Annotated in this window: 28 protein-coding genes; 16 read left to right on the top strand and 12 right to left on the bottom strand. The window is 47.3% G+C overall.

Annotation, left to right across the window (positions count from 1 at the left end):
* Positions 1 to 15: 15 nt before the first annotated feature.
* On the top strand, positions 16 to 1,668 hold the full coding sequence (locus SPB21_RS09695; RefSeq protein WP_499866427.1) for a hypothetical protein: 1,653 nt from the start codon (positions 16 to 18) through the stop codon (positions 1,666 to 1,668).
* Positions 1,665 to 3,218, top strand: coding sequence for a tetratricopeptide repeat protein (locus SPB21_RS09690; RefSeq protein WP_499866426.1), 1,554 nt, complete (start codon positions 1,665 to 1,667; stop codon positions 3,216 to 3,218). The genes SPB21_RS09695 and SPB21_RS09690 overlap by 4 nt, the downstream gene beginning before the upstream one ends.
* 13 nt (positions 3,219 to 3,231) lie before the next feature.
* Here the strand turns inward: SPB21_RS09690 and SPB21_RS09685 are convergent, their stop codons facing one another.
* Positions 3,232 to 3,558 (bottom strand): DUF433 domain-containing protein, encoded by a 327-nt coding sequence (locus SPB21_RS09685; protein ID WP_006514026.1) that lies wholly within the window; start codon positions 3,556 to 3,558, stop codon positions 3,232 to 3,234.
* A 612-nt stretch (positions 3,559 to 4,170) separates the two neighbouring features.
* Between SPB21_RS09685 and SPB21_RS09680 the strand changes: the two genes are divergently transcribed.
* The 5 genes from SPB21_RS09680 (at position 4,171) to SPB21_RS09660 (ending at position 7,289) form a co-directional block, all read left to right on the top strand.
* Positions 4,171 to 4,395 carry a hypothetical protein gene (locus SPB21_RS09680; protein WP_499866425.1) on the top strand — a complete coding sequence of 75 codons (225 nt, stop codon included), beginning with the start codon at positions 4,171 to 4,173 and terminating at the stop codon, positions 4,393 to 4,395.
* Between the two features lie 324 nt (positions 4,396 to 4,719).
* Positions 4,720 to 5,124, top strand: coding sequence for a DUF8631 domain-containing protein (locus SPB21_RS09675; protein ID WP_163664092.1), 405 nt, complete (start codon positions 4,720 to 4,722; stop codon positions 5,122 to 5,124).
* 333 nt (positions 5,125 to 5,457) lie between these two features.
* Positions 5,458 to 5,643 carry a TLTLP motif-containing protein gene (locus SPB21_RS09670; RefSeq protein ID WP_006514021.1) on the top strand — a complete coding sequence of 62 codons (186 nt, stop codon included), beginning with the start codon at positions 5,458 to 5,460 and terminating at the stop codon, positions 5,641 to 5,643.
* A gap of 104 nt (positions 5,644 to 5,747) precedes the next feature.
* Positions 5,748 to 6,257: an inorganic diphosphatase gene (locus SPB21_RS09665; protein WP_163664090.1), complete on the top strand. Its 510-nt coding sequence runs from the start codon at positions 5,748 to 5,750 to the stop codon at positions 6,255 to 6,257.
* Between the two features lie 156 nt (positions 6,258 to 6,413).
* Positions 6,414 to 7,289 (top strand): MBL fold metallo-hydrolase, encoded by an 876-nt coding sequence (locus SPB21_RS09660; protein WP_348917943.1) that lies wholly within the window; start codon positions 6,414 to 6,416, stop codon positions 7,287 to 7,289.
* Positions 7,290 to 7,292: 3 nt separating this feature from the next.
* Here the strand turns inward: SPB21_RS09660 and rbp are convergent, their stop codons facing one another.
* Positions 7,293 to 7,589 carry an RNA-binding regulator gene (gene rbp, locus SPB21_RS09655; RefSeq protein WP_006514018.1) on the bottom strand — a complete coding sequence of 99 codons (297 nt, stop codon included), beginning with the start codon at positions 7,587 to 7,589 and terminating at the stop codon, positions 7,293 to 7,295.
* Positions 7,590 to 7,892: 303 nt separating this feature from the next.
* On the opposite strand from rbp, the gene SPB21_RS09650 reads away from it, so the two are divergent.
* Positions 7,893 to 8,090: a hypothetical protein gene (locus SPB21_RS09650; RefSeq protein WP_006514017.1), complete on the top strand. Its 198-nt coding sequence runs from the start codon at positions 7,893 to 7,895 to the stop codon at positions 8,088 to 8,090.
* A 239-nt stretch (positions 8,091 to 8,329) separates the two neighbouring features.
* Positions 8,330 to 9,196, top strand: a complete 867-nt coding sequence (gene cas6 / locus SPB21_RS09645; RefSeq protein ID WP_163702168.1) for a CRISPR-associated endoribonuclease Cas6 — start codon at positions 8,330 to 8,332, stop codon at positions 9,194 to 9,196.
* On the opposite strand, the gene SPB21_RS09640 is transcribed toward cas6, so the two are convergent.
* Positions 9,180 to 9,863, bottom strand: a complete 684-nt coding sequence (locus SPB21_RS09640; RefSeq protein ID WP_250564917.1) for a hypothetical protein — start codon at positions 9,861 to 9,863, stop codon at positions 9,180 to 9,182. The two genes, cas6 and SPB21_RS09640, sit on opposite strands and share 17 nt — an antisense overlap.
* 246 nt (positions 9,864 to 10,109) lie before the next feature.
* Here SPB21_RS09640 and SPB21_RS09635 point away from each other — a divergent pair, with 246 nt between their 5' ends.
* Complete coding sequence (locus tag SPB21_RS09635) at positions 10,110 to 11,405, top strand: DNA methyltransferase (protein ID WP_499866424.1); 1,296 nt, start codon at positions 10,110 to 10,112, stop codon at positions 11,403 to 11,405.
* 160 nt (positions 11,406 to 11,565) lie between these two features.
* Here the strand turns inward: SPB21_RS09635 and SPB21_RS09630 are convergent, their stop codons facing one another.
* The 3 genes from SPB21_RS09630 to SPB21_RS09620 all read right to left on the bottom strand — a co-directional run bounded on the left by SPB21_RS09630 (position 11,566) and on the right by SPB21_RS09620 (position 14,598).
* Positions 11,566 to 12,228 (bottom strand): phosphoribosyltransferase, encoded by a 663-nt coding sequence (locus SPB21_RS09630; protein ID WP_163702171.1) that lies wholly within the window; start codon positions 12,226 to 12,228, stop codon positions 11,566 to 11,568.
* Between the two features lie 48 nt (positions 12,229 to 12,276).
* Positions 12,277 to 12,810, bottom strand: coding sequence for a CBS domain-containing protein (locus SPB21_RS09625; protein WP_499866423.1), 534 nt, complete (start codon positions 12,808 to 12,810; stop codon positions 12,277 to 12,279).
* Positions 12,811 to 12,999: 189 nt separating this feature from the next.
* On the bottom strand, positions 13,000 to 14,598 hold the full coding sequence (locus tag SPB21_RS09620) for a DUF6930 domain-containing protein (RefSeq protein ID WP_499866422.1): 1,599 nt from the start codon (positions 14,596 to 14,598) through the stop codon (positions 13,000 to 13,002).
* A gap of 200 nt (positions 14,599 to 14,798) precedes the next feature.
* Between SPB21_RS09620 and SPB21_RS09615 the strand changes: the two genes are divergently transcribed.
* The 4 genes from SPB21_RS09615 (at position 14,799) to SPB21_RS09600 (ending at position 16,745) form a co-directional block, all read left to right on the top strand.
* On the top strand, positions 14,799 to 15,152 hold the full coding sequence (locus tag SPB21_RS09615; protein WP_006514010.1) for a HesB/IscA family protein: 354 nt from the start codon (positions 14,799 to 14,801) through the stop codon (positions 15,150 to 15,152).
* A 39-nt stretch (positions 15,153 to 15,191) separates the two neighbouring features.
* Positions 15,192 to 15,614 carry a tetratricopeptide repeat protein gene (locus SPB21_RS09610; RefSeq protein ID WP_163664073.1) on the top strand — a complete coding sequence of 141 codons (423 nt, stop codon included), beginning with the start codon at positions 15,192 to 15,194 and terminating at the stop codon, positions 15,612 to 15,614.
* A 320-nt stretch (positions 15,615 to 15,934) separates the two neighbouring features.
* Positions 15,935 to 16,129: a hypothetical protein gene (locus SPB21_RS09605; protein WP_006514008.1), complete on the top strand. Its 195-nt coding sequence runs from the start codon at positions 15,935 to 15,937 to the stop codon at positions 16,127 to 16,129.
* Between the two features lie 370 nt (positions 16,130 to 16,499).
* Positions 16,500 to 16,745, top strand: a complete 246-nt coding sequence (locus tag SPB21_RS09600) for a DUF8620 family protein (RefSeq protein WP_163664070.1) — start codon at positions 16,500 to 16,502, stop codon at positions 16,743 to 16,745.
* Positions 16,746 to 16,801: 56 nt separating this feature from the next.
* On the opposite strand, the gene SPB21_RS09595 is transcribed toward SPB21_RS09600, so the two are convergent.
* Complete coding sequence (locus tag SPB21_RS09595; protein ID WP_163664068.1) at positions 16,802 to 18,178, bottom strand: gluconeogenesis factor YvcK family protein; 1,377 nt, start codon at positions 18,176 to 18,178, stop codon at positions 16,802 to 16,804.
* 89 nt (positions 18,179 to 18,267) lie between these two features.
* Between SPB21_RS09595 and SPB21_RS09590 the strand changes: the two genes are divergently transcribed.
* Both SPB21_RS09590 and SPB21_RS09585 read left to right on the top strand, forming a co-directional pair.
* Positions 18,268 to 19,098 (top strand): ABC transporter ATP-binding protein, encoded by an 831-nt coding sequence (locus SPB21_RS09590; RefSeq protein WP_499866421.1) that lies wholly within the window; start codon positions 18,268 to 18,270, stop codon positions 19,096 to 19,098.
* 168 nt (positions 19,099 to 19,266) lie between these two features.
* The gene (locus SPB21_RS09585; RefSeq protein WP_499866420.1) at positions 19,267 to 20,628 is read left to right on the top strand and encodes an MlaD family protein; all 1,362 of its coding nucleotides are present in this window, start codon (positions 19,267 to 19,269) and stop codon (positions 20,626 to 20,628) included.
* 38 nt (positions 20,629 to 20,666) lie between these two features.
* Here SPB21_RS09585 and SPB21_RS09580 read toward each other — a convergent pair whose 3' ends face one another.
* The 5 genes from SPB21_RS09580 to SPB21_RS09560 all read right to left on the bottom strand — a co-directional run bounded on the left by SPB21_RS09580 (position 20,667) and on the right by SPB21_RS09560 (position 25,023).
* Entirely contained in the window at positions 20,667 to 21,644 is a 978-nt protein-coding gene (locus SPB21_RS09580; protein WP_499866419.1) for a DnaJ C-terminal domain-containing protein, read from the bottom strand.
* Between the two features lie 183 nt (positions 21,645 to 21,827).
* Positions 21,828 to 22,343 carry a signal peptidase I gene (gene lepB, locus SPB21_RS09575; RefSeq protein WP_250566207.1) on the bottom strand — a complete coding sequence of 172 codons (516 nt, stop codon included), beginning with the start codon at positions 22,341 to 22,343 and terminating at the stop codon, positions 21,828 to 21,830.
* A gap of 136 nt (positions 22,344 to 22,479) precedes the next feature.
* Positions 22,480 to 23,793 (bottom strand): Glu/Leu/Phe/Val family dehydrogenase, encoded by a 1,314-nt coding sequence (locus SPB21_RS09570; protein ID WP_163664060.1) that lies wholly within the window; start codon positions 23,791 to 23,793, stop codon positions 22,480 to 22,482.
* Between the two features lie 108 nt (positions 23,794 to 23,901).
* Complete coding sequence (locus SPB21_RS09565; protein WP_163664058.1) at positions 23,902 to 24,162, bottom strand: hypothetical protein; 261 nt, start codon at positions 24,160 to 24,162, stop codon at positions 23,902 to 23,904.
* A gap of 276 nt (positions 24,163 to 24,438) precedes the next feature.
* The gene (locus SPB21_RS09560; RefSeq protein WP_499866418.1) at positions 24,439 to 25,023 is read right to left on the bottom strand and encodes a ComEA family DNA-binding protein; all 585 of its coding nucleotides are present in this window, start codon (positions 25,021 to 25,023) and stop codon (positions 24,439 to 24,441) included.
* Between the last annotated feature and the right edge of the window lie 12 nt (positions 25,024 to 25,035).

Here is a 25,035-nt window from a genome sequence, read left to right as displayed (position 1 = left end):
CAGCAGTTAAGGCCAATGGTAGAGGATATTTTCTTAGCGCGAACCGAGGAGCAGCAGCAGTTTCGTCGGATGCTACAGGCGATGTTACCCAAGGGGGTGCAAAAGCATTTTCCAACGTTTTCGAAACCGTTTGCCAGGCTGACGTCTGGGGCAGAAGATGAAGCCCGTGCGGCGATTCTGCTGTTTTATGGGGCGGGGGGTATGGGCAAAACGTCGCTGGTGAAGCAGTTGCGAAAGCTGGTGACAAAGGAGTTTAAAGGGCAGGTTAATAGCTTATTTCTAGATTGGGAAGATGAGCAGAAGCTGACCCTGGATTTGCAGGTGGGGCATGATTTTATTGAGCCGGAGGCAATGCTAAATGTGTTGCATCGTACCCTGGTAAAGGCGGGTTGGGGTAGTGACCTGAAGGACTATGAGAAAACGATTCAGGCATTGCGGGCTACAGAATCTAAGGTGGAGGATGCGATGAAGGCATCCCAAGCGACCAGTGATCTATCGGATAAGGTAAGTAAGCTGGGGGCCAAGGGGATGGCGACGTTAATCCGGTTATATCCGGGGGCGGGGGCTATCGATCAGGGGAAATTGGAAGCCACTCTGGATACCACATTTCAGGTGGGTGCGGAGGGGTTGTATCAGGCGCGGCAGTTTGTGCAAAAGTCGCTGACGCCGAAGGAATATGAGATTTATGCACAGCCCAATGAGCAACTGGCGGAAGCGCTAGGGAAAGGTATTGCCAGGGTGGCGGAGCGGAAGCCGCTGGTGTTGTTGTTTGATACCTATGAGATTGTGGATCGACCTGATTGTGACTACACGCTGCGGCGGGTGATTCAAGTAAGCGGTGGGCGCACTCAATGGGTGGTGGCAGGGCGGTCGAACCTGTCGGATAGTGGGCATCGGGGGAGTTTGTACTTTCGGGGGTACAAGCGAGACTTTGCGGAAACGCAGCTGTATGCGAAATCGCTGAGTGAGTTTGGTTTGGAATTGATTCAGGAATACTTTGCTGAGGTGGTGCCAAAGCGACCGCTGAGCGGACAGGATGCGGATGCGGTGACGCGGTTTAGTTTAGGTATTCCGTTTGTGATTCGGCAGGCGGCGGTGATGTATCGAGAAGGGAAACCCCTGGCAGAAATTATTGCTCCGGTGGAGAAAGCACCCTTGGGCAGTGATATTTCTGCTTATGATCGGGTGGTGACGGAAACCAGCGAGCGGTTTTTGATGCACTGTTTTAGTGCCAAGGAACGGGAAAAGGATTTACAGGCGATCTATGCGCTGGCACTGATGCGACGTCCGGATGCAGCTTTGCTAAAAGCTATGTTAGACGAAACAGACCTAGAGCAGCGATTGCAAACGTTGCGGGAGAGGTATTCGTTTATTTTGGTGGAGCAACTGCGGCTGGATGAAAAGCTAAATCGTTTTTTTCAGGGGTATTTGCTTAGCGATCTGCGGCGCACCAGTGAGCGGTTACAACAGCTGAATGACAATGCTCTGGCATGGCTGGAACTACAGACAGAGGAGAAAACAAAAGGAATTACTGACACGGCAGACAAGCTGGATGGTGAAGCGATTGCAGAGCTGATGTTGGATTTGGCGCACCATAGTCTATGGAAAGATGAGGACTATGGCTGGCGATATTTGGTGCCGCGATTTGTGGAGGGAAGGAAGCGTTGACCATATGTACTCAGGTGGAGAAAAAATTGCCTGGGGAAGCAGTGACTTTGAAAAAAGATCTGGCTAATGTCTTTGAGGAAATCGGTTGGGCGTTTTCAGTAGTGCAAAGCAAAGCTGTTCCTTCACAAGAGGGAAGAGATGCTTTGGCTAAGGCTATAGGACTAAACCCTGATAATGGGTCTCATTTAATTGCTTTGGGAGTGGCTCAATATGGTCTCAAGCAAAATGAGCAAGCTATTGAAAATGTGTTGGCAGGGATTGAGTTAGAAGGAGAGAAAAATTATTCCCTAAACATTCTTGGCAATGCTTACAGGGACCTGAAGCGCCATGATGAGGCGATTGAAGCGTATCAAAAAGCGATTGAACTCAACCCAGAATATGCGACCGCTTACAACAATTTAGGCATTGCTTACAGGGACCTGAAGCGCCACGATGAGGCGATTGAAGCGTATCAAAAAGCGATTGAACTCAACCCAGAATATGCGACCGCTTACAACAATTTAGGCAATGCTTACAGGGACCTGAAGCGCCACGATGAGGCGATTGAAGCGTATCAAAAAGCGATTGAACTCAACCCAGAAGATGCGACCGCTTACAACAATTTAGGCATTGCTTACAGGGACCTGAAGCGCCACGATGAGGCGATTGAAGCGTATCAAAAAGCGATTGAACTCAACCCAGAAGATGCGACCGCTTACAACAATTTAGGCAATGCTTACAGGGACCTGAAGCGCCACGATGAGGCGATTGAAGCGTATCAAAAAGCGATTGAACTCAACCCAGAATATGCGACCGCTTACAACAATTTAGGCAATGCTTACAGGGACCTGAAGCGCCACGATGAGGCGATTGAAGCGTATCAAAAAGCGATTGAACTCAACCCAGAATATGCGACCGCTTACAACAATTTAGGCATTGCTTACAGGGACCTGAAGCGCCACGATGAGGCGATTGAAGCGTATCAAAAAGCGATTGCAGCTGATGTGAGCTACATCTATCCTCACGTCAGCTTGGGGTATGTGTATCGTGAACTGAAACAGTATGACGTTGCGATCTCTTGTTTAGAGGAAGCCGTTAAGCTCAATCCAAATTACGTCTACGCTCACACCCAATTAGTCAAGCTGTACCGTGAGCTAAAACGTTATGAGGAGGCAATCTCATCCCACGAAAAAATAGCCGAATTAGAACCTGACAGTGCCTATTCTCACACTGAATTAGGCTTAAGCTTTGCCCTCAACAACCAAATAAATGAAGCCCAAACAGCATGGCAAACAGCAATAGACCTATTTGAAGATAAAGAACTGGATCACCTCCATAAGGCCCTTTATACACTGACCCTTGGTGACGAGACATTAGGGTTTGAACTGCTTGATCAACTATTTCAAACTGACATAGACCCTAAAAATATTGATCTCGTTTTAACAGATGTGGATTTACTAGCCCAATGTCAGGCTAAACCTTCAAGTTTAGTTGATTTTGCAACCAAACTCAAAACCAAGAAATCAGAACTCGAAAAACAATCTGATCTAGGAAACCCTTCATCTGAATAAAGTCGAGCCATGGTTATGCTGCCGCTTGTCGCTGAATAGCAGCAGTAATCTCATCTATGTGAGCTGTGGCATAGAGCCAGGCATTAGCCAGATCAGTCGCTGTTAAGCCTGGATAATCTTCAAGCAAATAGGCTTCCGTCGCTCCCTGGTTACGTAAGCTCACCAGCAACCAAACCGGAATTCGTGTTTGACGAATACAGGCATCGCCCCCCATCACCCCTGTTGTTTTTTTAATGCCAGGCCAACTGTTAGTAAGACTGGCAACCAATAAATTGATCGCCTGGGCTTTTTCGTCTGGCGATAGGGCTAATAATTGAGGTTGAAGTTGCTGGAGCGTCATAAAGGTACTTTCTGGGCCAGGCTCAGGGGGCTTAACCCTATTCTAGTCAGTTAATTTTCAAAATCTGATTAGGTGGAGACGAGCGTCAGGAACTCAATGAGTATGAACATATTGAACATCTACCAGGAGGGGATGAGGTATCGGATCATACATTGAATACTGCATTTAACCTATATGACTAGTTGCGTACACCGCAGCCAATCAAAAACTCAAAACCATCTAAATTCAATAACTTTAGAGGCACCTAAAGGAATATGGACTAAAAATGGACTAAATTTCGAGAGCTATTTTTAGGTCAAAACATCCTTTAAAGTCTGCCGCACCCCTAGGATACCCCTATCCAATCTATAGCTGGGAATTGCAGTATTTGCGATCGCAATCGACACAAATAACCTGTAGTTTATGGCAACACTCCCAAAAAAGTGACCTAAGTTTACTGCGTCTCTATCACCTTCAAGAGATAGATTCACAATCATAGGCATCTTTCGTGTCTTAAAATAAGACTCACTAACTTAATGTGAGTCTTGAGATTGCGATCTTGATCTTGCCTTGAGACAAAGCGTTTCTTACAAATATGACCGCTGCAACAGCATTAAACTATCCAACGTAAAAATGGCTGCCATCAATGCAAGTACAGTCGAGTCAGGCACCTATGACTATTTCACTGAGGCTATTGTTGGTGAGTCAGAGGTGGTGGGGTATGTGCCATTGCCCAACGAAGTTTACAACCTGGCTTTTGATCACTTTACTGATAAGCGCATCGGCACAGCTTTTGGTGGAGAAGCACCCACTAGTCTGACAATTGAGGCGTTAGTCAAAGTAGAACGAGAGCTTTAGGCAGCCTGAGTCGGCAGTTAAATCACACACTCTGTTGACATCCTGACACAACTCCAATGGGGTAGCTGGGAGCAGGAGAGGTGCGATCGCAAATTAAATCTCAAAACAAGACTATATAGCTTCAAAATAAGACCAATTAAAAGACTCTGAATCTCAAATTAAGACTTCCATGTAGCCCCACCATCACATGTTGCAAAAAGCTAGGCAGTCAAGCCCATGAACCACTAAGAACCACTCATTGTCTTAAAAATAGACCCTAAGTATTGACATGAGGCTCAATATGCGTAGAGTGTGTCTAGCCATAAAACAAAGATTGGTTTCCCCATGTCCGACATAACCAATGCATTAGACAGTGTCACTACAGCCATTAATACCCTCGAGCCCCACGTTTCCGTCGAAGCTGACACCCATAACCTCATGAGTGTGGAATCAGTGCAAAAGGTGCTAAACCGTTCCCGAGCATCGGTTTATCGCTATGCCAACACCGATGCTCTAATTCTTAATCCCCCATTTGACCATAAGCGTCTTAACCCTGAATCAAGACATCATAAAGAAGAGCCGCTGATGTTCCATCCCAACGAAGTAGCCCGCTTTGCTCAAGATGTTTTAGGGATTAAACAGGTCACCATTGAAATTAGCCAACCAGCAGAAACCATTACCCATCAACTTCTACGCCAGGTACTGGCTGAACTGAAGGTGATTCGAGAGCTGATAGAACAAAGCCATTAGACTGCCCCATAGTGTTGGACAAGCCATGAACTTGGATACGGCTTATACTTTATATTTTAAGCTGCGTCTAGATCCACAAACCAGTGCTAACCTTGGATCAAGTGAGCATTGTCAAGATTTGCATTTTGACATATACCGGCAGGAATTTAGCATGGCCCCGTTGATGTTTACCCTAGTGGATGTCGGCAGTTAGCACCCATCACAAACTACTCCTTTATGAACAGACCACCATAGGGTCACTTAACATCTTTAAATTCATACCCTCCAAGGCCTATACGTCAATGAGAGCAACGTATACCTTAGTTTTTTATCATTTTTTGCATATCCTCCAGCATGGAATCTGCCAGTCAGTTAGAGTCTAATTCTGAACCCCCTCATAGTCCACTTGTAGAACTACTAGGTACTTTTATTGCCTTAGCAACCCTGACATTGCCCCTATTTACGGTAACTTATTTTTCATCAATACCCATCGATACCCTGAATGGTTTACCTTACTCGGCAATACAAACAAACGAATAAGATCTAACCACTCCGTGGGTGCTGTCTCCCTTTTCTCCTAAAATGCTATCGGGATAGACGGTTTACGTTTATCCCGACTGCTCATTAATAGTTGGAGAAGTATCGTGGATTTATCTCGTATTCCTGCTCAGCCTAAGCCAGGTCTGATCAACGTATTGATCGAGATTACAGGCGGCAGCAAGAATAAGTATGAGTTTGATAAGGATATCAATGCATTTGCCCTAGATCGCGTCCTTTTCTCGTCTGTTCAGTATCCCTATGACTACGGTTTTGTACCCAACACATTAGCTGATGATGGCGATCCCCTAGATGGCATGGTCATCATGGATGAACCCACATTCCCTGGATGTGTGATCGCAGCTAGACCTATCGGTATGCTCGAAATGATCGACGGTGGCGATCGTGACGAGAAAATTTTATGTGTTCCTGACAAAGATCCTCGTTATGCAGGTGTTAAAACTCTAGATGACATTGCATCTCATCGTTTAGATGAAATTGCAGAATTCTTTAAAACCTACAAAAACTTGGAGAAGAAAGTAACCGAAATCTTGGGTTGGAAAGGCCTGGATGAGGTGCAACCTCTTGTAGAAAAGTGTATTGCTGCTGCTAAGTAGTCCGGTATGGAGCTAGTAATCTCCGAATAGTGGATTAAGCATTATAGGGATACATCACCGTATAAAATGTGTCCCTATAATGCCTACTAGTATCCTTGAGGTTACAGGGGACAACCAACCTTACATGAGCATGCGTACAGTTTGGGGATACACACCGTGAGTGTATCTGCCTATATGTCAGGCACAGAAAGCACACTACAATTTCAATCGGGCCTCTTGATTAAATTTTGGGGGGTGCGTGGCAGCGTACCAACACCAGGTGCAGCCACAGCCTTCTACGGAGGCAATACATCCTGTATTGAGGTTTTGGCCGATCAACAGCGTTTTATTTTTGATGGTGGCACCGGTCTTAGGGTGCTAGGTGAAACCTTATATCAAACGTCAGTGCCTGTGGAAGGCCATCTGTTTTTTACCCACACCCAATGGGATCGCATTCAAGGATTTCCATTTTTTTTACCAGCCTTTGAAGCGGGCAATCACTTTCATATCTATGGTGGAATAGCTGCTAATGGGGCTTCCATCAAACAGTGTTTAACAACACAGATGCTTAAACCAGGGTTTTCGCTTCCCCTACACACCATGCGGGCTAATCTCACATTCCATGACATTACCCCTGGTGAAACCCTGCAAATTGGCAATGTTCAAATTGAGCCCATCGGCTTAAATGTTGACAATAATGCCCTTGGATACCGACTGAATTATCAGGACAAGTCGGTGGTATATGCCACAGATACTGATTATGAGCATCTTGACGAAAATCTACTATTTCTAGCCCATCACGCAGATTTACTCATCTACGATGGCCTATATATAGATATGTGCGATCAGATCCAAATTCCGTCTTCCCAGAAACCATGGCAAGCGGCCATTAACCTGGCCCAGGCAGCCCAGGTCAAACGACTTGCCATGGTTCATTATGGTCCTCGCCAAACTGATGCCATGTTAAAGGCCTTCGCACATCAGCTTAAAGATGTTGAGCCTCAAGTTTTGCTGGCCCATGAAGGGATGGTGATCAGTTTGGCGAAAAACTAAACATTAAAGAGGGTTACGGGAAAAGTTACTGTTGCGGCTGGGGCGGCGGCTGTCATCACCTTTGGGTTTAGCCTTATTCACCCGTAGCTCACGTCCAAGCCACTCGGCACCATCTAATTCGGCAATGGCCAAATCTTCTTCCTCATCTTTGACCATGTTGATAAAGGCAAAGCCACGACGTTTACCAGTTTCACGGTCAACAGGCAGTGTAATGCGGGCCACTTCACCGTACTCGACAAATACATCCCTAATATCATCTTCTGTGGCTTGGAATGACAGATTTCCAACGTAAATAGTCACGATTACTCTCCGATGCTTACGTGCTCAGCTGCTCTCAAATGCTTGGTAGTAAACAGCCTACTCGGGTGATATCATACCGCACAGCTTTTCGTTCAGAGTGCGCAAACGGTGTTTTTTCATCTTCAAATTATTAATTTCTCACGTTCTCATAGCTGGGCTCAGGCTTCATGTTTCTAAAACTAGTTGTGTCGAACTACCAAGATTCATCAATTATTTTCGGCTAACTCATCAGTGATCCTAGATTGACACAACATACTTGGGTATTCGCCGATATTGCTACCCGGCGGATAAGGAGAGCCCATCATGCACACATTTGAAGTGTTCGTCGATATTAAAGAATGTGCTGGGAAAAATCATGCCAGCAATCGTATTATGGCGACTCGCTATGAAATAGATGCCAGTGGTCGCACAGATGCCCACGACACTGCACTATTTAAAGCAGGGCAAGAATATCCTAAAGCAACTGAATATGACATTCGGATCACTCGTCTTCTTAAGTAAACGGTAAAACTCAAGGTTTCAGCCGGTGCTTAGGTCGATCATGCCCCAAGCATCTTTATCCATATATGGTCTATAGTCTGCTGTGTCCCAGTCTGGTCGTAGAACTAGACTGGGATTATTTGTTTTTGGGCTTGCCGAGCTATAGTGAACACCCTGACTTCCCCGACGATAACTGTCCTGGACATCACTATTACATCTAGAAGAAAGGGATATCTACCACGGCCAAGAGCCCCAACGGCATGCCAGAAAGTCTAGTGATTAATCTAGTTGCGGAATCAACTATCCCGTTCCAATATCTTCGAGGATATCATCTACACCGATTGTTTTTAGCCCTCATTAGTGCCGTTGATGTAGACCTGAGTCAAACGCTACAAGCATATAGTTATCGAGCGTTTGCTTTGAGTCCGTTACAGATGGCGTCTCAACCTCAAACCACGTCAGCCCGCAACCTTAAATTTTTACTCCCGCGTCAGCAGTTAGAAACCACTACATTTCAATATGCGAATAGTTCAATGCCCGCCGGATCTCACTGCTGGTGGCGGATTGCTCTACTAGATGATGGGCTGTTTAAGCACATCAGCTCACGATTGGAACAGGTAGCTGCCCGTAAACCTTGGTATCTGGGACCTGCGCGGTTACACATCACAAATTTTGCACCGGCCAATATTCCAGAATGGACCAGCCATATTAGTTATCAACAACTGTATAAGCAAGCGTCTGACAGTAACCGTCACTTGACGTTTCAGCTCATTACACCTGCGGTTTTTCGCCAGGGAGAACAAGAGTCTCCACTACCCACACGCGATGCTGTTTTTCACGGTTTGCGCAAGTGCTGGAATCGCTACAGTGGACTGGTATTCGCCCCTGACACCATTACCCCCATTGTTGCAAAAACCTTTGATTTGCGTACGGTCACAGTGTCCATTGGTGGTAATAAAACAATTATTGGCTGCCTCGGTGATTTAACATTTCAAATTTCAGGTACAGCGGATCCGTTGATTATTAAGCGTATCAACGCGCTGACGAACTTTAGCCGTTACTGTGGTATTGGCAATAAAACATTTCTCGGTCTGGGTATGGTACGAGCGATCACGGCGACCAAATAAACTGCTCAATGGTGTGGGCTAACCGTCGCAGGTCAAACTTATCCAACCGTTCCATAGAGTTACGAGAAACAATCCTGCGACCAATTTCAGTAATGGGTAATCCGTGGGGAATATCAATGAAAGACCAATCAACGGCAGTGCGTCGACCCAGATGATAGCGAACGGTCTTAGATAGCAGCTGAATGGGGCGGGCACCCGTTTGAATCAGCACCTGATCTGACCAGCCATTGACATGGATAATTGTATTGGCTGGGGACGACACTCGGATGATCATCACGTAGTTCAAACGCCATAACCCCACTCGCTGACGATACACTTGCACTTGCTCAATGTGGCTGAGGTGATAGTGATTAACCCGTCGCTGACGTTTTCGACCCCGAGGAATTTCGTGGACAATGGTGAACCGATTAAATGCTTTGTTGAATATACAGGTGGCTACCTCAGGATAGAGTGTTGGCACAAAGGGCTCTACCAAGATCAATAAAATGCCTGCTGCCATCAGCACCACCCACAGTAATGGCGCTTGACGATACCCCAGCCAGACGACACTAACTAAGCTAAGTGACCCCAGTCGTGCCAGATTCGTAACGCTTCCGGCAATGTGATGACGCCCTAAATTTGAGAAGCGCAATACTAACTCACGCTTATTGTGTCGAAGCTGTCTCACGTGATTTGGTTGACATCCTTAGAATGCCAAATTACACCAATACATTCAGCCGAGCTCTATGCGACACTTTGTTATACCCGTCATAATAATTCATTTGTACTGAAAGACAACATCCGTTATACTGCCCCTGGCCCATATTTGAATAAGGTATCAAACTCTTAGTCCAACACTTACGCTAATCTGCGCTGAATTTAAAGTCTTTATATTTTGCATGGGGCCAAGCCAAGCGTTTTATCACAGTTACTAATGGCATCTCTTACGTTGTCTGACTCAGATCTTTTAGACCTTGAAATTGGTCGTAAAGCCCGTAACCAACTGAGCTCTAAGGATAGAGCTATCCATAACTGGTATCGGTTTGTCTTGTCTTTTCCGCCTCACTTAGTGAGACATTATTTACATCGACTGCAAGCGACTGAACAAACTGTTGTTTTAGATCCGTTCTCTGGAACAGGAACCACTGTCGTTGAAGCGAAAAAACTTGGTCTACCTGCCGTTGGGCTAGAAGCAAATCCAATGGCGCATTTTGCATCCTCTGTAAAACTAGATTGGTCACCGCTACCGGAGCATTTGTCCCAAACCGCTGAGGTGATTGCGGCAGCCGTGCGGGACGAGTTAGATCTATTACCAAATTTTGCCCCAAGCTTATCTCCAGAAGCGGCTGGCTTATTGTTTAAAGATGCCATTAGTCCCCGGCCGCTCCAAAAAGTTCTGACGTTGTTAGGGCATATTGATCGGGACCGTTCTAGCGTCGCTTGGCGACATTACCGCCTTGCCTTAGCAAACTCAGCGGTATTTGCGAGCAATCTACGATTTGCTCCGGAGGTAAGTGTTGCCCGCAAACACAAGTCCGATGCTCAGGTGGTTGCTCATTGGTTACAACAGGTCAACATAATGGTCCAGGATTTGAGTGCTTTAGGGAATGCATTTTCACCAACCCAGTCTGCTGTTGTGCATTTGGGGGATGCCCGTCAGCCCCATCGTCATATTGCGCCCAACTCGGTTGATGTGGTGATCACATCACCTCCCTATCCCAATGAAAAAGACTATACCCGAACGACTCGTCTAGAGTCAGTACTCCTGGGATTTTTGGAAAATAAGGCTGGTTTGCAAGCAATTAAGCATGAACTGGTGCGATCTAATAGCCGTTGTGTCTATCGTGATGACGATGATGATCGATGGATTCAAAACTATCCTCAGATTTTAGAGATTGCCGATACCATCAATCGACGACGGGAAGAACTGGGTAAAACGAGTGGGTTTTCTCGACTGTATGCGCGGGCAACAACGCTTTATTTTGGTGGGATGGCTTGTCATCTGGCTAATTTGCGATCGCGACTCCGTCCCAATGCCCGATTAGCCTACGTTGTTGGGGACCAGGCATCCTACCTACAGGTGCATATCCCCACGGGCTCCCTGCTCGCCCACATTGCTCAAGATCTCGGTTATGAACTGATGGGTATCGACCTTTTCCGCACAAGACGTGCGTCTAAGACCGAAGTAGATCTTAGAGAAGAAGTTGTTTTGCTCCGTTGGCCCGGTTAAAACATCTCTTTGGGCGCATGTTATACGTAGCTGTTGCACAACATATCACCTGCCCAAAAGCTTGCTTTAATGGTGTTGTACAGCCTGATATAAACATTGTTGTTAGTCGCCGAAATCTTTTTAATTCAAGAGTTTAGTTGGATCTCTCTAAATTCAGACTTTACCCTGGTAGATTGTGCGCAACAGTCAAGCGATCCAGTAAAGTACAAACCTGTTCATCCGTGACCTGCTCAAAATTGTCATACCACAGCCCAATGGCAAACAGACGGTTGGGAATACACAAACACACCAGCCGATCTACCTGCTTTTTAAGTTGTTGGTATGCATTTTGAGACGCAATGGGTACAGCTACAATCAACTGCCTTGGATATTGAGATCGCACCCCCATCACCGCCGCCCGCATAGTTGCCCCAGTGGCTAACCCATCGTCAACCAAAACAACAATGCGATCATAGACATTGACTTTAGGGCGATTACCGCGATACACCTGTTCTCGGCGTTGTAACTCTTGCTGCTCCTGGGCCGTAATCTCTTCAAGCTGCTGTTTAGTAATTCCCAACCAGCGGACAACGTCATAGTTAATCACCCGTGCACCATTTGCGGCAATGGCTCCGATGGCATGTTCCTTATTATCGGGATCTCCTAACTTGCGTACCAAACAAAGATCCAGGGTTAGGTTGAGGGTGCGGGCAATCTCGTAGGCCACGGGCACCCCACCCCGTGGCAGGGCTAACACTAAAACATCCGCACGATTGGCGTAGGCTTGGAGCTGTAGCGCTAGTTTCTGGCCTGCCTCGGTGCGATCGCGAAATCGAGTGTTCATGCTTTTTCCCATAGCCATTACCCCTACTCCACGATAGGTACATCCCCATTAAACCGAAGTAACCGTCTGGGGTTTCATGGTTTCAAGTACTTGCCAGGCGATGTCACATTCTTGTTGAATCTGAGCATCTTCATCATCAATGATTCGAGCATGCTGTAACGCTGATTGTACTCGTTGGGAGAGTTCATCCCGAGACAGGGCACCTGGGTGTCCTTTCATCAGCATGTCCGTCAATGAAATAATGCCCAGTAGCTGGTCATCCTCAATTACCGGAGCTCGATGCACACCTGTGGCTGAGAAAATTTGGGCCGCTTCCTGTAACGTGGCATTCATGGGCATGCGGATACAAGGACGTCGCATTATATTGCTAACCCGAGTAAAGTGTGGAGAGCTGCCCTTAGCGATCACCTTATAGATAATATCTCTCTCAGTTACAATCCCATAGGGACCCTGACCTTCAGCCTCTTCTACAATTAGCGATCGCACGCGCTTAGTCCGCATCAGCCAAATTGCATTTTCTACCGTTGCCGAACTGCGAATGACAATCACAGGCTTGGTCATAATGTCTTTCACAAATAGCATGTCGTCCTCCCTGAACAATGACTCCGCCGTCCATAGTTCCTCCCATACCTTTTGTAGGTAAAGAATCTGAGGAATTTATGAAGGGGGATCGTAGTGCATCACGTTCAAGATTTACAGACTACTAGATGTGCATCCGTTTTCAGGGTTGAGTTGTGAAGATTGAATGGCGACACTAACGTATACCCCACATTATTCCAAGGCATAGCTCAAGACTAGGGGCTCCAAATTGAGGGCTTCAGGGGGACAAAAATTAACTTCTAAAAAGGCCACAACATCTTTTTCCTGGGGATTTCCCCGATTTCGTCCCGTCACCCCTGCCGCAATCATAACGCCGCAGCAACCATGACTTTTGATTTGCTGTTGATGCCATTTATCTAGGGCAGTGCGATGTTGACCATCGCTCACGTCATATTCATGGAATAGGTGAAAACTATTATCACCAGCTTGCCAAATGCCCAATTGAAATGTGAGCTGACTAAACGGATCATGACCAGGATTGAAACACATGGACTTAATCCCGCCTATTAACTCGATGTGCTCAACCAGGGCCATGGCTTTAGGGCGAGATGTTTGAACAATTACCACAGGCCAAGCGGCTTTTTTGGCGCTAGCTTTAACGCTAGCAACAGGCTGATAGTACATGTTGCCAGTGCGCAGTTGCTTGAGGCGGTCTGGAGGTAGCTTGGTCAGTAAAATCAGAGCGCCATCAGGGACAAGATCATCGTGCAAGATAGGACCACTGGCAAAATTCTCTCCTAGATCCAACATGCCCTCAGTTTCTGCCATCAAATTAGTCGAAACCTCTGGCAGTGACTTCACGTTTACCGTGCATTGTTTAGGATGGCTGCCTTCCATAGGGTTAGGCACTCGGAAGGTTTTTTCAATGGGCTCTAAAACATTAAGGGGATCGGGCGCTTTTTTAAAAAAGCGATGCAGGGCCTCTAATGCCACGATCAACGTAGCGGCCTCCGCCTCATCTAGTTCATGGCGCATCCCTTCAAGGGGGTGGATACTGCCAAATTCATAATCATCAGGTTCTGGCTGGCGGGGGCGTTCGACAACGTAGTTTAGAAAAAAGCAGTCCTGCGTCAGAAAAATTTGCTGTAGATCCTGGGGAGACATAGACATGGGTAAATCGGCGCTGATGCTATCGCAATCCAGAACGCGCTCACGAAATTGCAATAGTGAATCCAAATTGCGATAAAACAGCAAACCATAGTCCACATCGGCCATGCCTAAAATAGACACATACAGCGTGTCCACATCCCATTGATTTAACTCAATCGCCAGTAGTTCCTGCTCACTAAGTTGATACCAAGGCGCTTCATGCCACAACGCCAGCGCTTTTTGACGAAGACTCTCGCTGTAATTTGCCGGCAAAGAGGAGGACGGTACGGAGAAGTGGGACAACACATGATCAAAAATTTCGTCTACCCAAGGCAGCTTAGCCCCATAGACAACATCGATCTCTAAATCCTGAAGCACACCCCGCAAAAAAAACTGTAACTCTCGATCGTTGACAACAACTCTCTGGGGACGGCTTGGTTCAGCAGGTCCTTGGGGATGTTCTATCGCCTGCAGTAAACTCCGCGCTACGGCGTCATACCCACTATTGGCAGAGATCAGATCTACACTGCGTACATACCCCTGATTGCCATCAATCCACAAAATACAGTCACGCTCATCTTCCTGGGCTTCAGGCATAGAAAAACGTCCCCCCTCCCAAACACTATCCGTTTGGGGTAGCTTTTGAATACGACGGCGGGTAAACGGGCTCAGTGGAGGCATAAATATGGGTATATAAACAGCCTCTATTGTGGAGAAGAATCAAACCATTGGCTATGTCCCGATAGATTTGTTCAACTATTGAAGGTAATAAACGTGGCTGTATTCAATGATTGCCATTGAAGCTAGAAAAGCGCTCTATCAGTCCCTGAAGCTACACTATATAAGTATTAACGGCAGAATTTTAGTTAACCACACGACCCATGACCCAAGCTACTCAATCGCAACAGGGAATCATGATGACTGAGGCGGCTCTCTCCCACCTCCTCGCGTTAAAAGAGAAACAGGGAAATGACCTGTGTCTGCGAGTCGGGGTACGTCAGGGAGGCTGCTCTGGCATGTCTTATATGATGGACTTTGAAACCCTTGGCAATCTTGGCGAGCACGACGAAGTGTTTGACTATGAAGGCTTCAAGGTTATCTGTGATAAAAAGAGCATGCTCTATCTCTACGGACTGGTGCTCGACTATAGCGATGCCCTCATCGGTGGTGGCTTTCAATTTACGAATCCCAACGCTGACCAAACCTGTGGCTGTGGCAAGTCGTTTAGTGCCTAAGGCGGCTTAAAATGGGAAGGTTTTCGATAAAAACTTCCCATGAGCCAAACCATTGATGAACTGTTTGAAGAGGGGTTGAACCGCTACCAGGCAGGTGAAAGTGTCGATACTCTGATTCCTATGTTCAAGGAACTTAGCGCACAGGCACCCAAAAATAGTGCTATCTACACATGCCTGTCATGGCTCTATTTACTGGCGGAGAAACCTACTGCTGCCTATAAAGCTGCTCAGAAAGCCATTAAGATCACACCTCAAGACCCTCAAGCCCATATCAACATTGCGATCGCAATTCTTGATAGCGGTCGTAAAGGAGTACGGGAACATATCGAATTAGCAACTCAACTTGTGATGTCAGTTGAGGAGGTTCAAGACGATATACGGCAGAATTTTAAAGAAGGATTAACTAGAAAACCCGATTGGGCCAGTCTTAAAAAAGTAGAAAACTGGATTTTCAATAGCTGAAATCCCTGTTTGTAAAGGGCATGTGGCGTCAACGTACGATCCACTTGGGATACTTTAAGGGTTTACAGAAATTTATGAATTTTTGTTTTTTTGCCCTAAAAACATCAGGCGCTACCCCCCCCTTAACAAACGTCGGGTAGTGGGTGTTCGTTAGCTTTTTGTAAGGGTTGCGGGGCAATGATCCCCGCTTTTTTTTTGCATTTTTTTGAGGTCAGATAACTTAACGCTCGGAATAAAAAGGAACTGATAAGCTTAAGAAAAGATTCCAATAAGATTTTCTTTTTGTTGGAACTCACCCCGTTGCAAGGAGTCTTAAAAAAATGGATAAGCATGCTGTAGAAGTTAAGCCTGAAACTAGAAACCACAAGGGGTTCTTTGTTCAGGATGGGCCCTATGAATTGATGGGAATCGAAAAGTCTGGTTGGGCTTTAATTTGTATCGATGATTCAGTTTGCCACTACGTTGATCCTGACAATTTAAAAGCTTCTCAAGGACTTGATGTTGATGCTGTGTAGGGCTTTACCCCTCATCCCTTCTGTTGTTCACCGTCGGTAAAACTCAGCTTCTACAGTATGGCTATCCTGATTGGATCAGCCATATTTTTTTGTCTTTTTGCGATGCCAATTTCAAGGTCAATGTGCATCTTAAATATGACTAATAAGAGGCTGGTACTTGACTGTTTCGGTGTTTGTTAGAGTGTTAAGAGTTTCCTTTTTAAGACATTAAACTTTACTGAGAAATGTCATCATATTTGCTATCTCCGGGCGATCTACTGATGACTTTGGGGCAAATATTCAGTCAAGTCTGCTCCGATTGTGCTCGATTAATTGCCCTTTAGGGTTGATAATCTGACCTATTAGACCGTAAGTCGCTTTTGTTGTCTGAATGAAAGATCGCTTAATCAACTGGTTAAATACAGCATTAACCATCAACCTTTTCTTTGTGCTGCTCAGTTTTGGGTGGTTTGTAGTGTCCTTAGCAGGCAAAGCTGCCCATATTAATTTGGGGTTCGACATCTGGTACAGCCTGTGGGACCCCCTATTTATGCCCTCCATTGGTATTTTGATGGCAGGGGCCATCGCCATCGGTGTGATTAACTGGGTATCAAATCGTTTTTTTGCTAAGGGATAATTATGTGGAGACGTTCCATGGAACATCTCCACATAATTGTTTGACCTACATAATGATCAATAAACCCTGGCGTGCCAACGCATGAGCACCTTAGCCAGCCGTGGTGGGTCGTGGCGAATGGTGCCCTTTTCGGTTTCATGCATGACATTGGCGATGACAATGCGGCGACCTGAAGCGATGACGGCATCTCGATCAAACACCACTCGCTCTGCCCCCTCTTTGCGATAACGCTCTAGTGCCGCTGTCGAGGGTGAACGTTTTTGCACAAGGACAGCATCAAATAACCGGCGACCGCAGGCTCGGTCAATGGCACGAATATGCTCAGAAACACTGTAATCGTCGGTTTCACCGGGTTCGGTCATGATATTGCACACATATACACGGGGGACCTGGGCAGATGCGATCGCATCTGCAATATCGGGCAACAGTAGATTCGGCACAATGCTGGTATAAAGGCTACCTGGGCCAATGATGATATAGTCAGCTTCCTTAATTGCTTCGATGGCTTTAGGCAGAGCTGGTGGCGCAGATGGAGTACAGCCAATATTGACGATGCGGCCCCGCGCCTTCGTAATATTCGACTCTCCCTCAATCCGCCGACCATCGCTGAGTTCTGCCCACAGCTTGACATCGCTGAGGGTGGAAGGCAGCACTTTACCCCGTACCGCCAGTACCTGGGAACTGGCCTCAATGGCCTTTTCCCAGTCGCCAGTTATTTCGTTCATGGCGGCCAAAAACAGGTTGCCAAAACTGTGGCCGCTGAGACCGCTGCCGCTGCTAAAGCGATATTGAAAAAGTTCAGTGACCAGTTTTTCTTGATCGGCCAGGGCGGCCAGACAGTTGCGAATATCGCCAGGGGGCAGACCGCCCATTTCCCGCCGTAGTCGCCCTGATGAACCGCCGTCATCTGCCACGGTCACAATGGCAGTGATATTAGCGCTGTAACGTTTTAACCCGCGTAGCATGGTAGATAAGCCCGTTCCACCGCCAACAACCACAATGCGGGGACCGCGATTGAGTTTACGATGGGATGCGATCGCATCCCATAGGCTACTTTCCTGGCTGCCCGGTAGCAAAACTTCCGTAATTGACCCCAGGGTACGACTTTGCCCCCAAATAATTAGGGATAATCCAAAGATGATGGCCAGCGGTCCACTAATGTATCGGGGTATCAGCTGAGTGATCGTACGCAGTACCGTAGATACAAATCGAACGGTCAAAAAGACGGGAGTTAATCTTAACCAAATCATGGCCCCTAGACCCACCAGGAGCACCCCCACTGTGCTTAGAAACAGCCAGCGTTTGACTAAAAGACCCGGTAGAAGCCAGCGTACCCAGCGCTTGTTCACTGGGGTTAAATCCTTTGTTTCTTGCCAAACAAATCGGATATTACGCTTTAAAAACTTCCTAATTGAACCGATCCACAAGAGCATAGGCTTATCTCTCACGCCCTTTTTATAACCTTGGGTTATCTTGTCATAAGCTGTCCCCAGCTCGTTAGCGAGTTATAGCAACCACCGCCATGTCTGTCCCAGAACCTAACGCGATTGTTCCCCAGTCTCCCTGCGGAGGGGATATCCCAATTCTTGAACTCAAGGGTATTTCTAAACGATTTGGTAGCAATCAGGTACTTGACAATGTTGACCTAACTGTTGAGCCCGGTGAAGCCGTCGCCCTCATCGGCCCATCAGGTACGGGAAAATCGACTATTTTGCGTATCATTGCGGGGTTGCTCGCTGCTGACAATGGCGATGTTTTTGTGGCTGGCCAGCAGCGCCACGGGTTGATTGAAGATGCGACAAACGATCCGGTCAATATTGGCATGGTGTTTCAACAGGCAGCCCTGTTTGATTCATTGACAGTACAGGAAAATGTCGGGTTTTCCTTATATCAAAACTCTGATTTAGCAGAGCGTGAGATTAATGAACTGACTAAACATGCCCTGGAGATGGTGGGGCTACCGAACATTTGCGATCGCTACCCAGCCGAACTCTCAGGCGGTATGCGCAAGCGAGTAAGCTTTGCCCGCGCCGTCATCAATAATCCCCGTGAGGCCGAAGAAAAGCCAACGGTTTTGCTCTATGACGAACCAACTGCCGGATTAGATCCCATTGCTTCAACGGTGATTGAAGATTTAATTCGTGACATCCATGGCAACCGGGGCTGTAGCACTTATTTAATTGTCACTCACCAGGACAGCACAATTCGTCGCACCGCCGATCGTGTCGTTATGCTGCACAAAGGCTCCATTCAGTGGATGGGACCTGTTGAAGACATTGACTCTACCCCTAACCCCTATGTCCGACAGTTTTTTAGTGCCGCCATCGACGGCCCGATTCGAGTTACCAATTGATTCTGTTAAATGTAGCGAAATTGAAACCGCGCATTTCCCTGGATCAGAACAATATTTCTGAATATGGGACGACTTTCTAGATATAGACGAGGTTTAGACTCCCCTTTATAATTTTCCCCAGGGTGTACGACTGGCTGTACTATCTACCGTTAATCCCATAGGAAACTAATGCGTGCAAGAACCATTCGTGAAGGCTCTGTTGGCCTGCTAGTGCTAGCAGGTGTGGCCCTCTTTGGCGGTCTGGTTATATGGCTAAGAGGTGTGAACTACGGTCAGCGTAGTTATCGCCTGTTGGTGGATTTTGAAAGCGCCAACGGTATCCTGGAAGGCTCCGCCGTTAGTTATCGTGGTGTGCAAGTCGGCCAAATTACTCGCATGACCCCAAGCTCGAATACAGTGGTAGTCGAGATTCAGATCAATAAATCAGACCTGCGTATTCCCGCCGAGTCAGTCATTAAAACAAGTCAGTCGGGACTCATTGGTGAAACGACGATTGCCATTCAACCGCCATCAGACGTCAGTGTGAACGACGATTCCTTACCTGAGCCCATTGCACGCGACTGTGATAGTAGCGTAATTCTCTGCAATGGCGACCGGGTGAATGGCTTGGTGGGGGTGAACTATGAGGATTTACTGGAATCCTCCCAGGAGATTTCTGAGGCCCTTGCTGACCCTGAACTCTTGGCAGATGCTAGGGAAATTCTGGACAATACTCGCCAAATTTCGGGTAACGTCGTTGGACTGACCGATGAAGTGACTTTGATGGCTCAAAGTCTACGCAATGAAATTCAACCCCTATCCGTATCAGCACGCCAGACCTTGGCGTCTGTATCGGAAGCAGCTAACCAGCTAGAAGCAACCACTGTACGTACATCTGAGCAATTAGATGTCACATTGACCCAGGTCAATACGATGCTGGCCAGCAACCAAGATGATCTGGCCATTACCCTTGACAACATTAGTGCTAGCACGGGGCAGTTGCGTTTGGCTTTAGATACCCTCAGCCCCGTCATCCAGGATGGCACTCTGGTGAACAACATTGAGCTTTTAGCCACCAATGCTGCCGTTGCATCCCAGGATTTGCGGGATATTTCTTCGAGACTTAACACCAGCGAAAACTTAGTCCTGCTACAGCAAACCATCGAATCCGCCCGCGATGTGTTTCAGAGCGCCCAAAAAATCATGGCCGATGTGGACACCTTGACCGGCGATCCCACCCTACGCAGTAATGTGCGGGATTTACTCAACAGCCTCTCCAATCTGGTGTCCTACACAGGGGATTTAGAAGACCAAACTGAGGTGGCTGCCCAGCTTAACCATCAGGGGCAAATTGTCACAGATCTGGAACACAGTCTGGAAGAAGAAGCATCCATCCTGGATGCTCCCGCTGACACAACTGAGCCTGAAATGGATGAAGCGGTTCCTGTCCTGCGATATAACGGTGAACGCTACGTCACAGACTTAGCCAATAGCGCGCCCCTTTCACCCGTTAATGACCCCACAAAAAATGACCCCACAAAGAGCGAGTAGGCAATGACTCTACTCGCTTTTTGCTAGCTAGTTACAGCCTACAGCCTGACATTTTGCAACTCTTGTCGGGGGTTATAGCTGCGTACATTACGCAGTTGCTCGTACAGAGCACGCTCTTTATCAGTAACGCTTTTGGGCGCTTTAATCATCACCGTTACCAGCTGATCGGTGCGACTGCCCTTGGGTTTGGGCCATCCTTTACCTCGCAAACGCAGGGTTTGACCAGAGCGAATCCCGGCAGGAATATTGACATTAACACTACCGTCAGGGGTAGGGACGTCAATTTTGGCCCCTAATACGGCCTCATCGGGAGAGATAGAGACTTCGCACACCAGGTTATTGTCGCCATCAAACTGGAAAAAAGAATGGGGTTGAATATCTACCGTCAGGTAGATGTCGCCCCGCTGCTGGGTGTAAGGATTCATTTGTCCCTTACCCCGCAGACGGATTTTGCTACCCGGTTTTACACCGGCTGGAATTTTGACTGTCAGTGCATCACCACCGATGCGAAACTTTTTCTGAGAACCATTAAACGCATCTGACATGGCCAGAGTGATGCTGGCTTCTTGGTCAAACTGGGCACTATTATTGGCCCCAGCGGTTTCAAACCCAAACCCTGGGCCGCCACCGGTGGACTGACGATAGGTCGTGCGGGCTCCACCGGGGAAGCCGCCGCCTAACCCTCCCAACAGTTCATTTAGTAGCTCATTAAAACTGCCGTAGTTGCTAAAGTCGAAGCCACCAAAATCGCCCGGGGCTGCGCCTGCACCTGCACGCCCCCCCTGTTGCCAATAACGGCCAAACTGGTCATATTTTCGACGTTTTTCCGGATCCGATAAGATCTCGTTTGCTTCGTTGATTTCTTTAAATTTGGCTTCAGCTACTTTGTCGCCAGGGTTAACGTCTGGATGATATTTACGAGCGAGCTTGCGAAAAGCACGTTTAATGTCGTCCGTGCTAGCGGATTTACTGACCCCCAGAATTTGGTAATAATCTTTGAAGTCAGTTGCTGCCATAGCCAAGCTCCTCGTTGCGATCGCACAATGCCGTTACGGTATTTTCTTGATTAGCCTAGCAAAGCTTGTAAGGGAAAGAGGTTCGGTATTCCGCCGTTAAAACCTAATCCTTTTTCAAGACTAGAGCTTTGCCATTGCGCCCTGCGGTCCATGTCTGTTCTTTTGAACCAGTTACTTACTACTTCAAACCGTTCCTAAGTCATCCGGGGGCCAAAAGCGTACAGTAGCATGGCCGATTATATTTTCTATGGGTAAAAAACCCCAAATGTGACTATCATTACTGTCGTTACGATTGTCTCCCATGACAAAAACAGTATTGTCTGGCACCGCGACTGGGGTCATCTCATAGTTAGGAGCAGCCAGAATATAGGGTTCTGTTAGGGGCTGATCATTGCGATAGACCTGACCTTGACGGACAGCTAATGTGTCACCAGGCAAACCCATAACCCGTTTAATAAAGGCCTGCTCAGGCCGATAGCCAATGGCCTGGAGCTGTGGCGGTGGTTCAAACACCACAATATCGCCATGGTGCGGTGGATGGAAACGATAGGAGAGTTTTTCGATCAGCAACCGATCGCCAATATGTAAGGTTGGATCCATCGAGTTAGATGGAATAAATCGAGGTTCTGCAATAAATAGTCGAATGACCACGGCGATTGCCATAGCAATGGCCACCAATCTGGCATTGGACTTCACCATGGTTTGCAGTGATGTTCCCAACGTGGTTTCGGGAGAAGATTTTTCAGCGGTCATTCCAGGCCTAATAATGTGCCTAGCAATTTTACCTTCTCCATACCCTATGTAGGGGCGTTCCATGGAACGCCCCTACATAGGGTTATTCTCTATTCCCCGACACATAATCCGCCCGTGTGCCCCGTGCATCCATGGCTGCACCTAAGCTATTCAGGGCATGGATATAGGCCGCCGTGCGCACCGATGTTTTGTGGGTTTGGGCAATGTGCCAAATCGTATCGGCCGCCGCCACTATTTGTTTCTTCAGGCGTTGATTAACTTCGTCGAGGGTCCAATACAGACCGCTGCGATTTTGCACCCACTCAAAATAGCTCACGGTCACTCCCCCGGCATTGACCAAAATATCGGGAAAGACGGTAATGCCTTTGGCCTCTAAAATGTCGTCGGCGTCGGTACTGATGGGCCCGTTGGCCACTTCAAAGATATAGCGAGCTTGAATCGCATCGGCGTTGGCTGCGGTAATTTGGTTTTCCAATGCCGCTGGAATCAAGATATCCACATCTAAGCTGAGCAACGTATCGTTGGTAATCACTTCGTGCTCAACAAGATTGCACACACTGCCATCACAGTAGACGGCTTTAACAGAGCGGGTATCAGCCTTGAATTTTTGAATACTGGGAATATCTAGTCCATTAGGGGTATAAATGCCCCCACGCGAATCACTCACGGCAACAATGGTGTAACCTGCGTCAAATAGATGCCGAGCGACCACCGCACCAGCATTACCAAAACCTTGAACGGCAACAGTTTTTGGAGAGGATGGCTGTTTGCCTGATCGTTTGTTTGACAGATGCTCCATCATGGCTTCTAGCACGTAAAACGCACCAGTCCCCGTCGCTGTAGATCGACCTAAACTCCCCCCCAGGGCCACAGGTTTACCGGTAATCACTGCCGGGCTGCGCTGCTGGCGGATGATGCTGTACTGATCCATCATCCACCCCATGATCATGGGATTTGTGTAGACATCGGGGGCCGGAATATCTGTATCAGGACCAATAAAGTTTGCGATCGCATCAATATATCCTCGGCTTAACCGTTCCAACTCTGCTTTGGAAAGCTCTTTTGGGTTAAGGGTAACGCCTCCCTTGGCCCCACCAAACGGGATATTGAGCGCCGCACATTTAAACGTCATCCAAAACGCCAGGGACTGAACTTCATCCAACGTCACCTGGGGGTGGAAGCGAATCCCTCCCTTTGTGGGTCCACGAGTGTCATCAAAATGCACACGGTATCCTTCAAAAACCTTCAGGGATCCGTCATCCATACGCACCGGAATAGACACCTTAAGACTTGCTTTGGGGGCTTTTAACCGCTCCGCCGCATCCTCAGAAATCGTCACGTACTTGAGTGCCCGATCCAGGCGACGGCTGGCATCAGTCAGTAGAGATTTAGTCATAGTCCCTATGGTATGGGAGCCAACGCCGGATCCAAGGATATTGTTACGGAACGTGCCCAAAATCGCGGTCAGCTAAATCTAATGCAATAAATGTTAACCTACAGCTGTTCACTGATGGCTGTAAGCCTTGGTTCGGGAGCTCAGTAAGAGTGTTGCTAAACTCTCTTGGGAGTCTTGCATGTCCTGCGTAATTTCTTTATCAGCTTGATGAAGTTTTAAAATAGCCTGTATCTGGTGTCTTAATACCTCTCCGCTGTTTGCCTGATTCTCAGCGGGCATGGCTGCGTAAATTGTAGCGATCGCAATCGTCATTGCAACAGCTGTGATCCCACGATGAATTGCCTTACTGACCTTTGTTAGTCCCTGCATGGTCCCGACTCTATACTTATCTCAACCTACTCAATTCCACGGACAGACCCAGGATATTCCCGTAGAATTTGCAGACAACTCAAGTAAACTCCGCGTTTTACAAGATTGGTGTGAGTCTCATCACCATAACTTGATATACCTATCACCAAGTCAACTCAACCGTTTTCCGCACAGTACCCGACCGGATGAGAGATTTTCAGATTAAATAGATTTCCCTTCAGCCGTTTCTTATCGTCCCAATGTCTACATAGGCAAGGGATACAGCGTTCATTCACCTTAAAAACGCAAATAGTGCAATAACTCTGTTATCACATTAGGAGGTAGCTGTAGTCGCCGTTTTAGATCTAACCAATCCCTGTAGGGACCATAGCGATGACGACCGTAAACCAACCGCTCAGCAAGTGCTAGATCAATACTCGGAATTGTTGTTAACTCCCTAGCACTTGCCTGATTAATCAGCAGCTGTCTGGGCATAACCTCACTATCGAGATCGTAATAATAAAACTGCACCATACCCTCAAATGCCTGCAGGTGCTGTAAACCGATGCCAGTGATGGCTGCAACATCGTCCCAACAGGTTAGCAGCGTGCCCGAACGACTGAGTTCCACCAAAGACCTCGCCTGATGAATCGAAATACCTGGCAATCGTAACCAGTCATCGACAGTGGCGCGATTGGCGTCAATCCGCACTCCCAACTTTGCTCCCAATTGCACTTCATCAACTGAGCTAAAGCGATAGTAATTATCCTGAGCCAGCTTTTTTCTCAAGGGAGTAAGCCCAGCTTCTAGGGCATCCAAACCTCGCAGGGCCTGTTTAACCCAAAAACGTCGCCATGACTGTGGGGATTTCTGACGGGTCACTCAAGGCCTCCA

This window comes from Leptothoe sp. ISB3NOV94-8A (genome assembly GCF_043421595.1).
GTDB classification, from domain to species: domain Bacteria; phylum Cyanobacteriota; class Cyanobacteriia; order Phormidesmidales; family Phormidesmidaceae; genus Leptothoe; species Leptothoe turfae.
Note: the sequence above shows the minus strand (reverse complement) of the source record. Positions and strands in the feature narration are given on the sequence as shown.

Excerpts from the sequence above, each read along its gene's own strand:
- SPB21_RS09580 (WP_499866419.1), bottom strand. The coding sequence starts at position 21,644 with ATGGCAGCAACTGACTTCAAAGATTATTACCAAATTCTGGGGGTCAGT.
- SPB21_RS09630 (WP_163702171.1), bottom strand. The coding sequence starts at position 12,228 with ATGAACACTCGATTTCGCGATCGCACCGAGGCAGGCCAGAAACTAGCG.
- SPB21_RS09615 (WP_006514010.1), top strand. The coding sequence starts at position 14,799 with ATGACCCAAGCTACTCAATCGCAACAGGGAATCATGATGACTGAGGCG.
- SPB21_RS09635 (WP_499866424.1), top strand. The coding sequence starts at position 10,110 with ATGGCATCTCTTACGTTGTCTGACTCAGATCTTTTAGACCTTGAAATT.
- SPB21_RS09610 (WP_163664073.1), top strand. The coding sequence starts at position 15,192 with ATGAGCCAAACCATTGATGAACTGTTTGAAGAGGGGTTGAACCGCTAC.
- SPB21_RS09680 (WP_499866425.1), top strand. The coding sequence starts at position 4,171 with ATGGCTGCCATCAATGCAAGTACAGTCGAGTCAGGCACCTATGACTAT.
- SPB21_RS09590 (WP_499866421.1), top strand. The coding sequence starts at position 18,268 with ATGTCTGTCCCAGAACCTAACGCGATTGTTCCCCAGTCTCCCTGCGGA.
- SPB21_RS09595 (WP_163664068.1), bottom strand. The coding sequence starts at position 18,178 with ATGCTCTTGTGGATCGGTTCAATTAGGAAGTTTTTAAAGCGTAATATC.
- lepB (WP_250566207.1), bottom strand. The coding sequence starts at position 22,343 with ATGGTGAAGTCCAATGCCAGATTGGTGGCCATTGCTATGGCAATCGCC.
- SPB21_RS09570 (WP_163664060.1), bottom strand. The coding sequence starts at position 23,793 with ATGACTAAATCTCTACTGACTGATGCCAGCCGTCGCCTGGATCGGGCA.
- SPB21_RS09685 (WP_006514026.1), bottom strand. The coding sequence starts at position 3,558 with ATGACGCTCCAGCAACTTCAACCTCAATTATTAGCCCTATCGCCAGAC.
- SPB21_RS09600 (WP_163664070.1), top strand. The coding sequence starts at position 16,500 with ATGAAAGATCGCTTAATCAACTGGTTAAATACAGCATTAACCATCAAC.
- SPB21_RS09670 (WP_006514021.1), top strand. The coding sequence starts at position 5,458 with ATGGAATCTGCCAGTCAGTTAGAGTCTAATTCTGAACCCCCTCATAGT.
- SPB21_RS09585 (WP_499866420.1), top strand. The coding sequence starts at position 19,267 with ATGCGTGCAAGAACCATTCGTGAAGGCTCTGTTGGCCTGCTAGTGCTA.
- SPB21_RS09650 (WP_006514017.1), top strand. The coding sequence starts at position 7,893 with ATGCACACATTTGAAGTGTTCGTCGATATTAAAGAATGTGCTGGGAAA.
- cas6 (WP_163702168.1), top strand. The coding sequence starts at position 8,330 with ATGCCAGAAAGTCTAGTGATTAATCTAGTTGCGGAATCAACTATCCCG.
- SPB21_RS09620 (WP_499866422.1), bottom strand. The coding sequence starts at position 14,598 with ATGCCTCCACTGAGCCCGTTTACCCGCCGTCGTATTCAAAAGCTACCC.
- SPB21_RS09695 (WP_499866427.1), top strand. The coding sequence starts at position 16 with ATGGTAGAGGATATTTTCTTAGCGCGAACCGAGGAGCAGCAGCAGTTT.
- SPB21_RS09565 (WP_163664058.1), bottom strand. The coding sequence starts at position 24,162 with ATGCAGGGACTAACAAAGGTCAGTAAGGCAATTCATCGTGGGATCACA.
- SPB21_RS09625 (WP_499866423.1), bottom strand. The coding sequence starts at position 12,810 with ATGCTATTTGTGAAAGACATTATGACCAAGCCTGTGATTGTCATTCGC.
- SPB21_RS09605 (WP_006514008.1), top strand. The coding sequence starts at position 15,935 with ATGGATAAGCATGCTGTAGAAGTTAAGCCTGAAACTAGAAACCACAAG.
- SPB21_RS09675 (WP_163664092.1), top strand. The coding sequence starts at position 4,720 with ATGTCCGACATAACCAATGCATTAGACAGTGTCACTACAGCCATTAAT.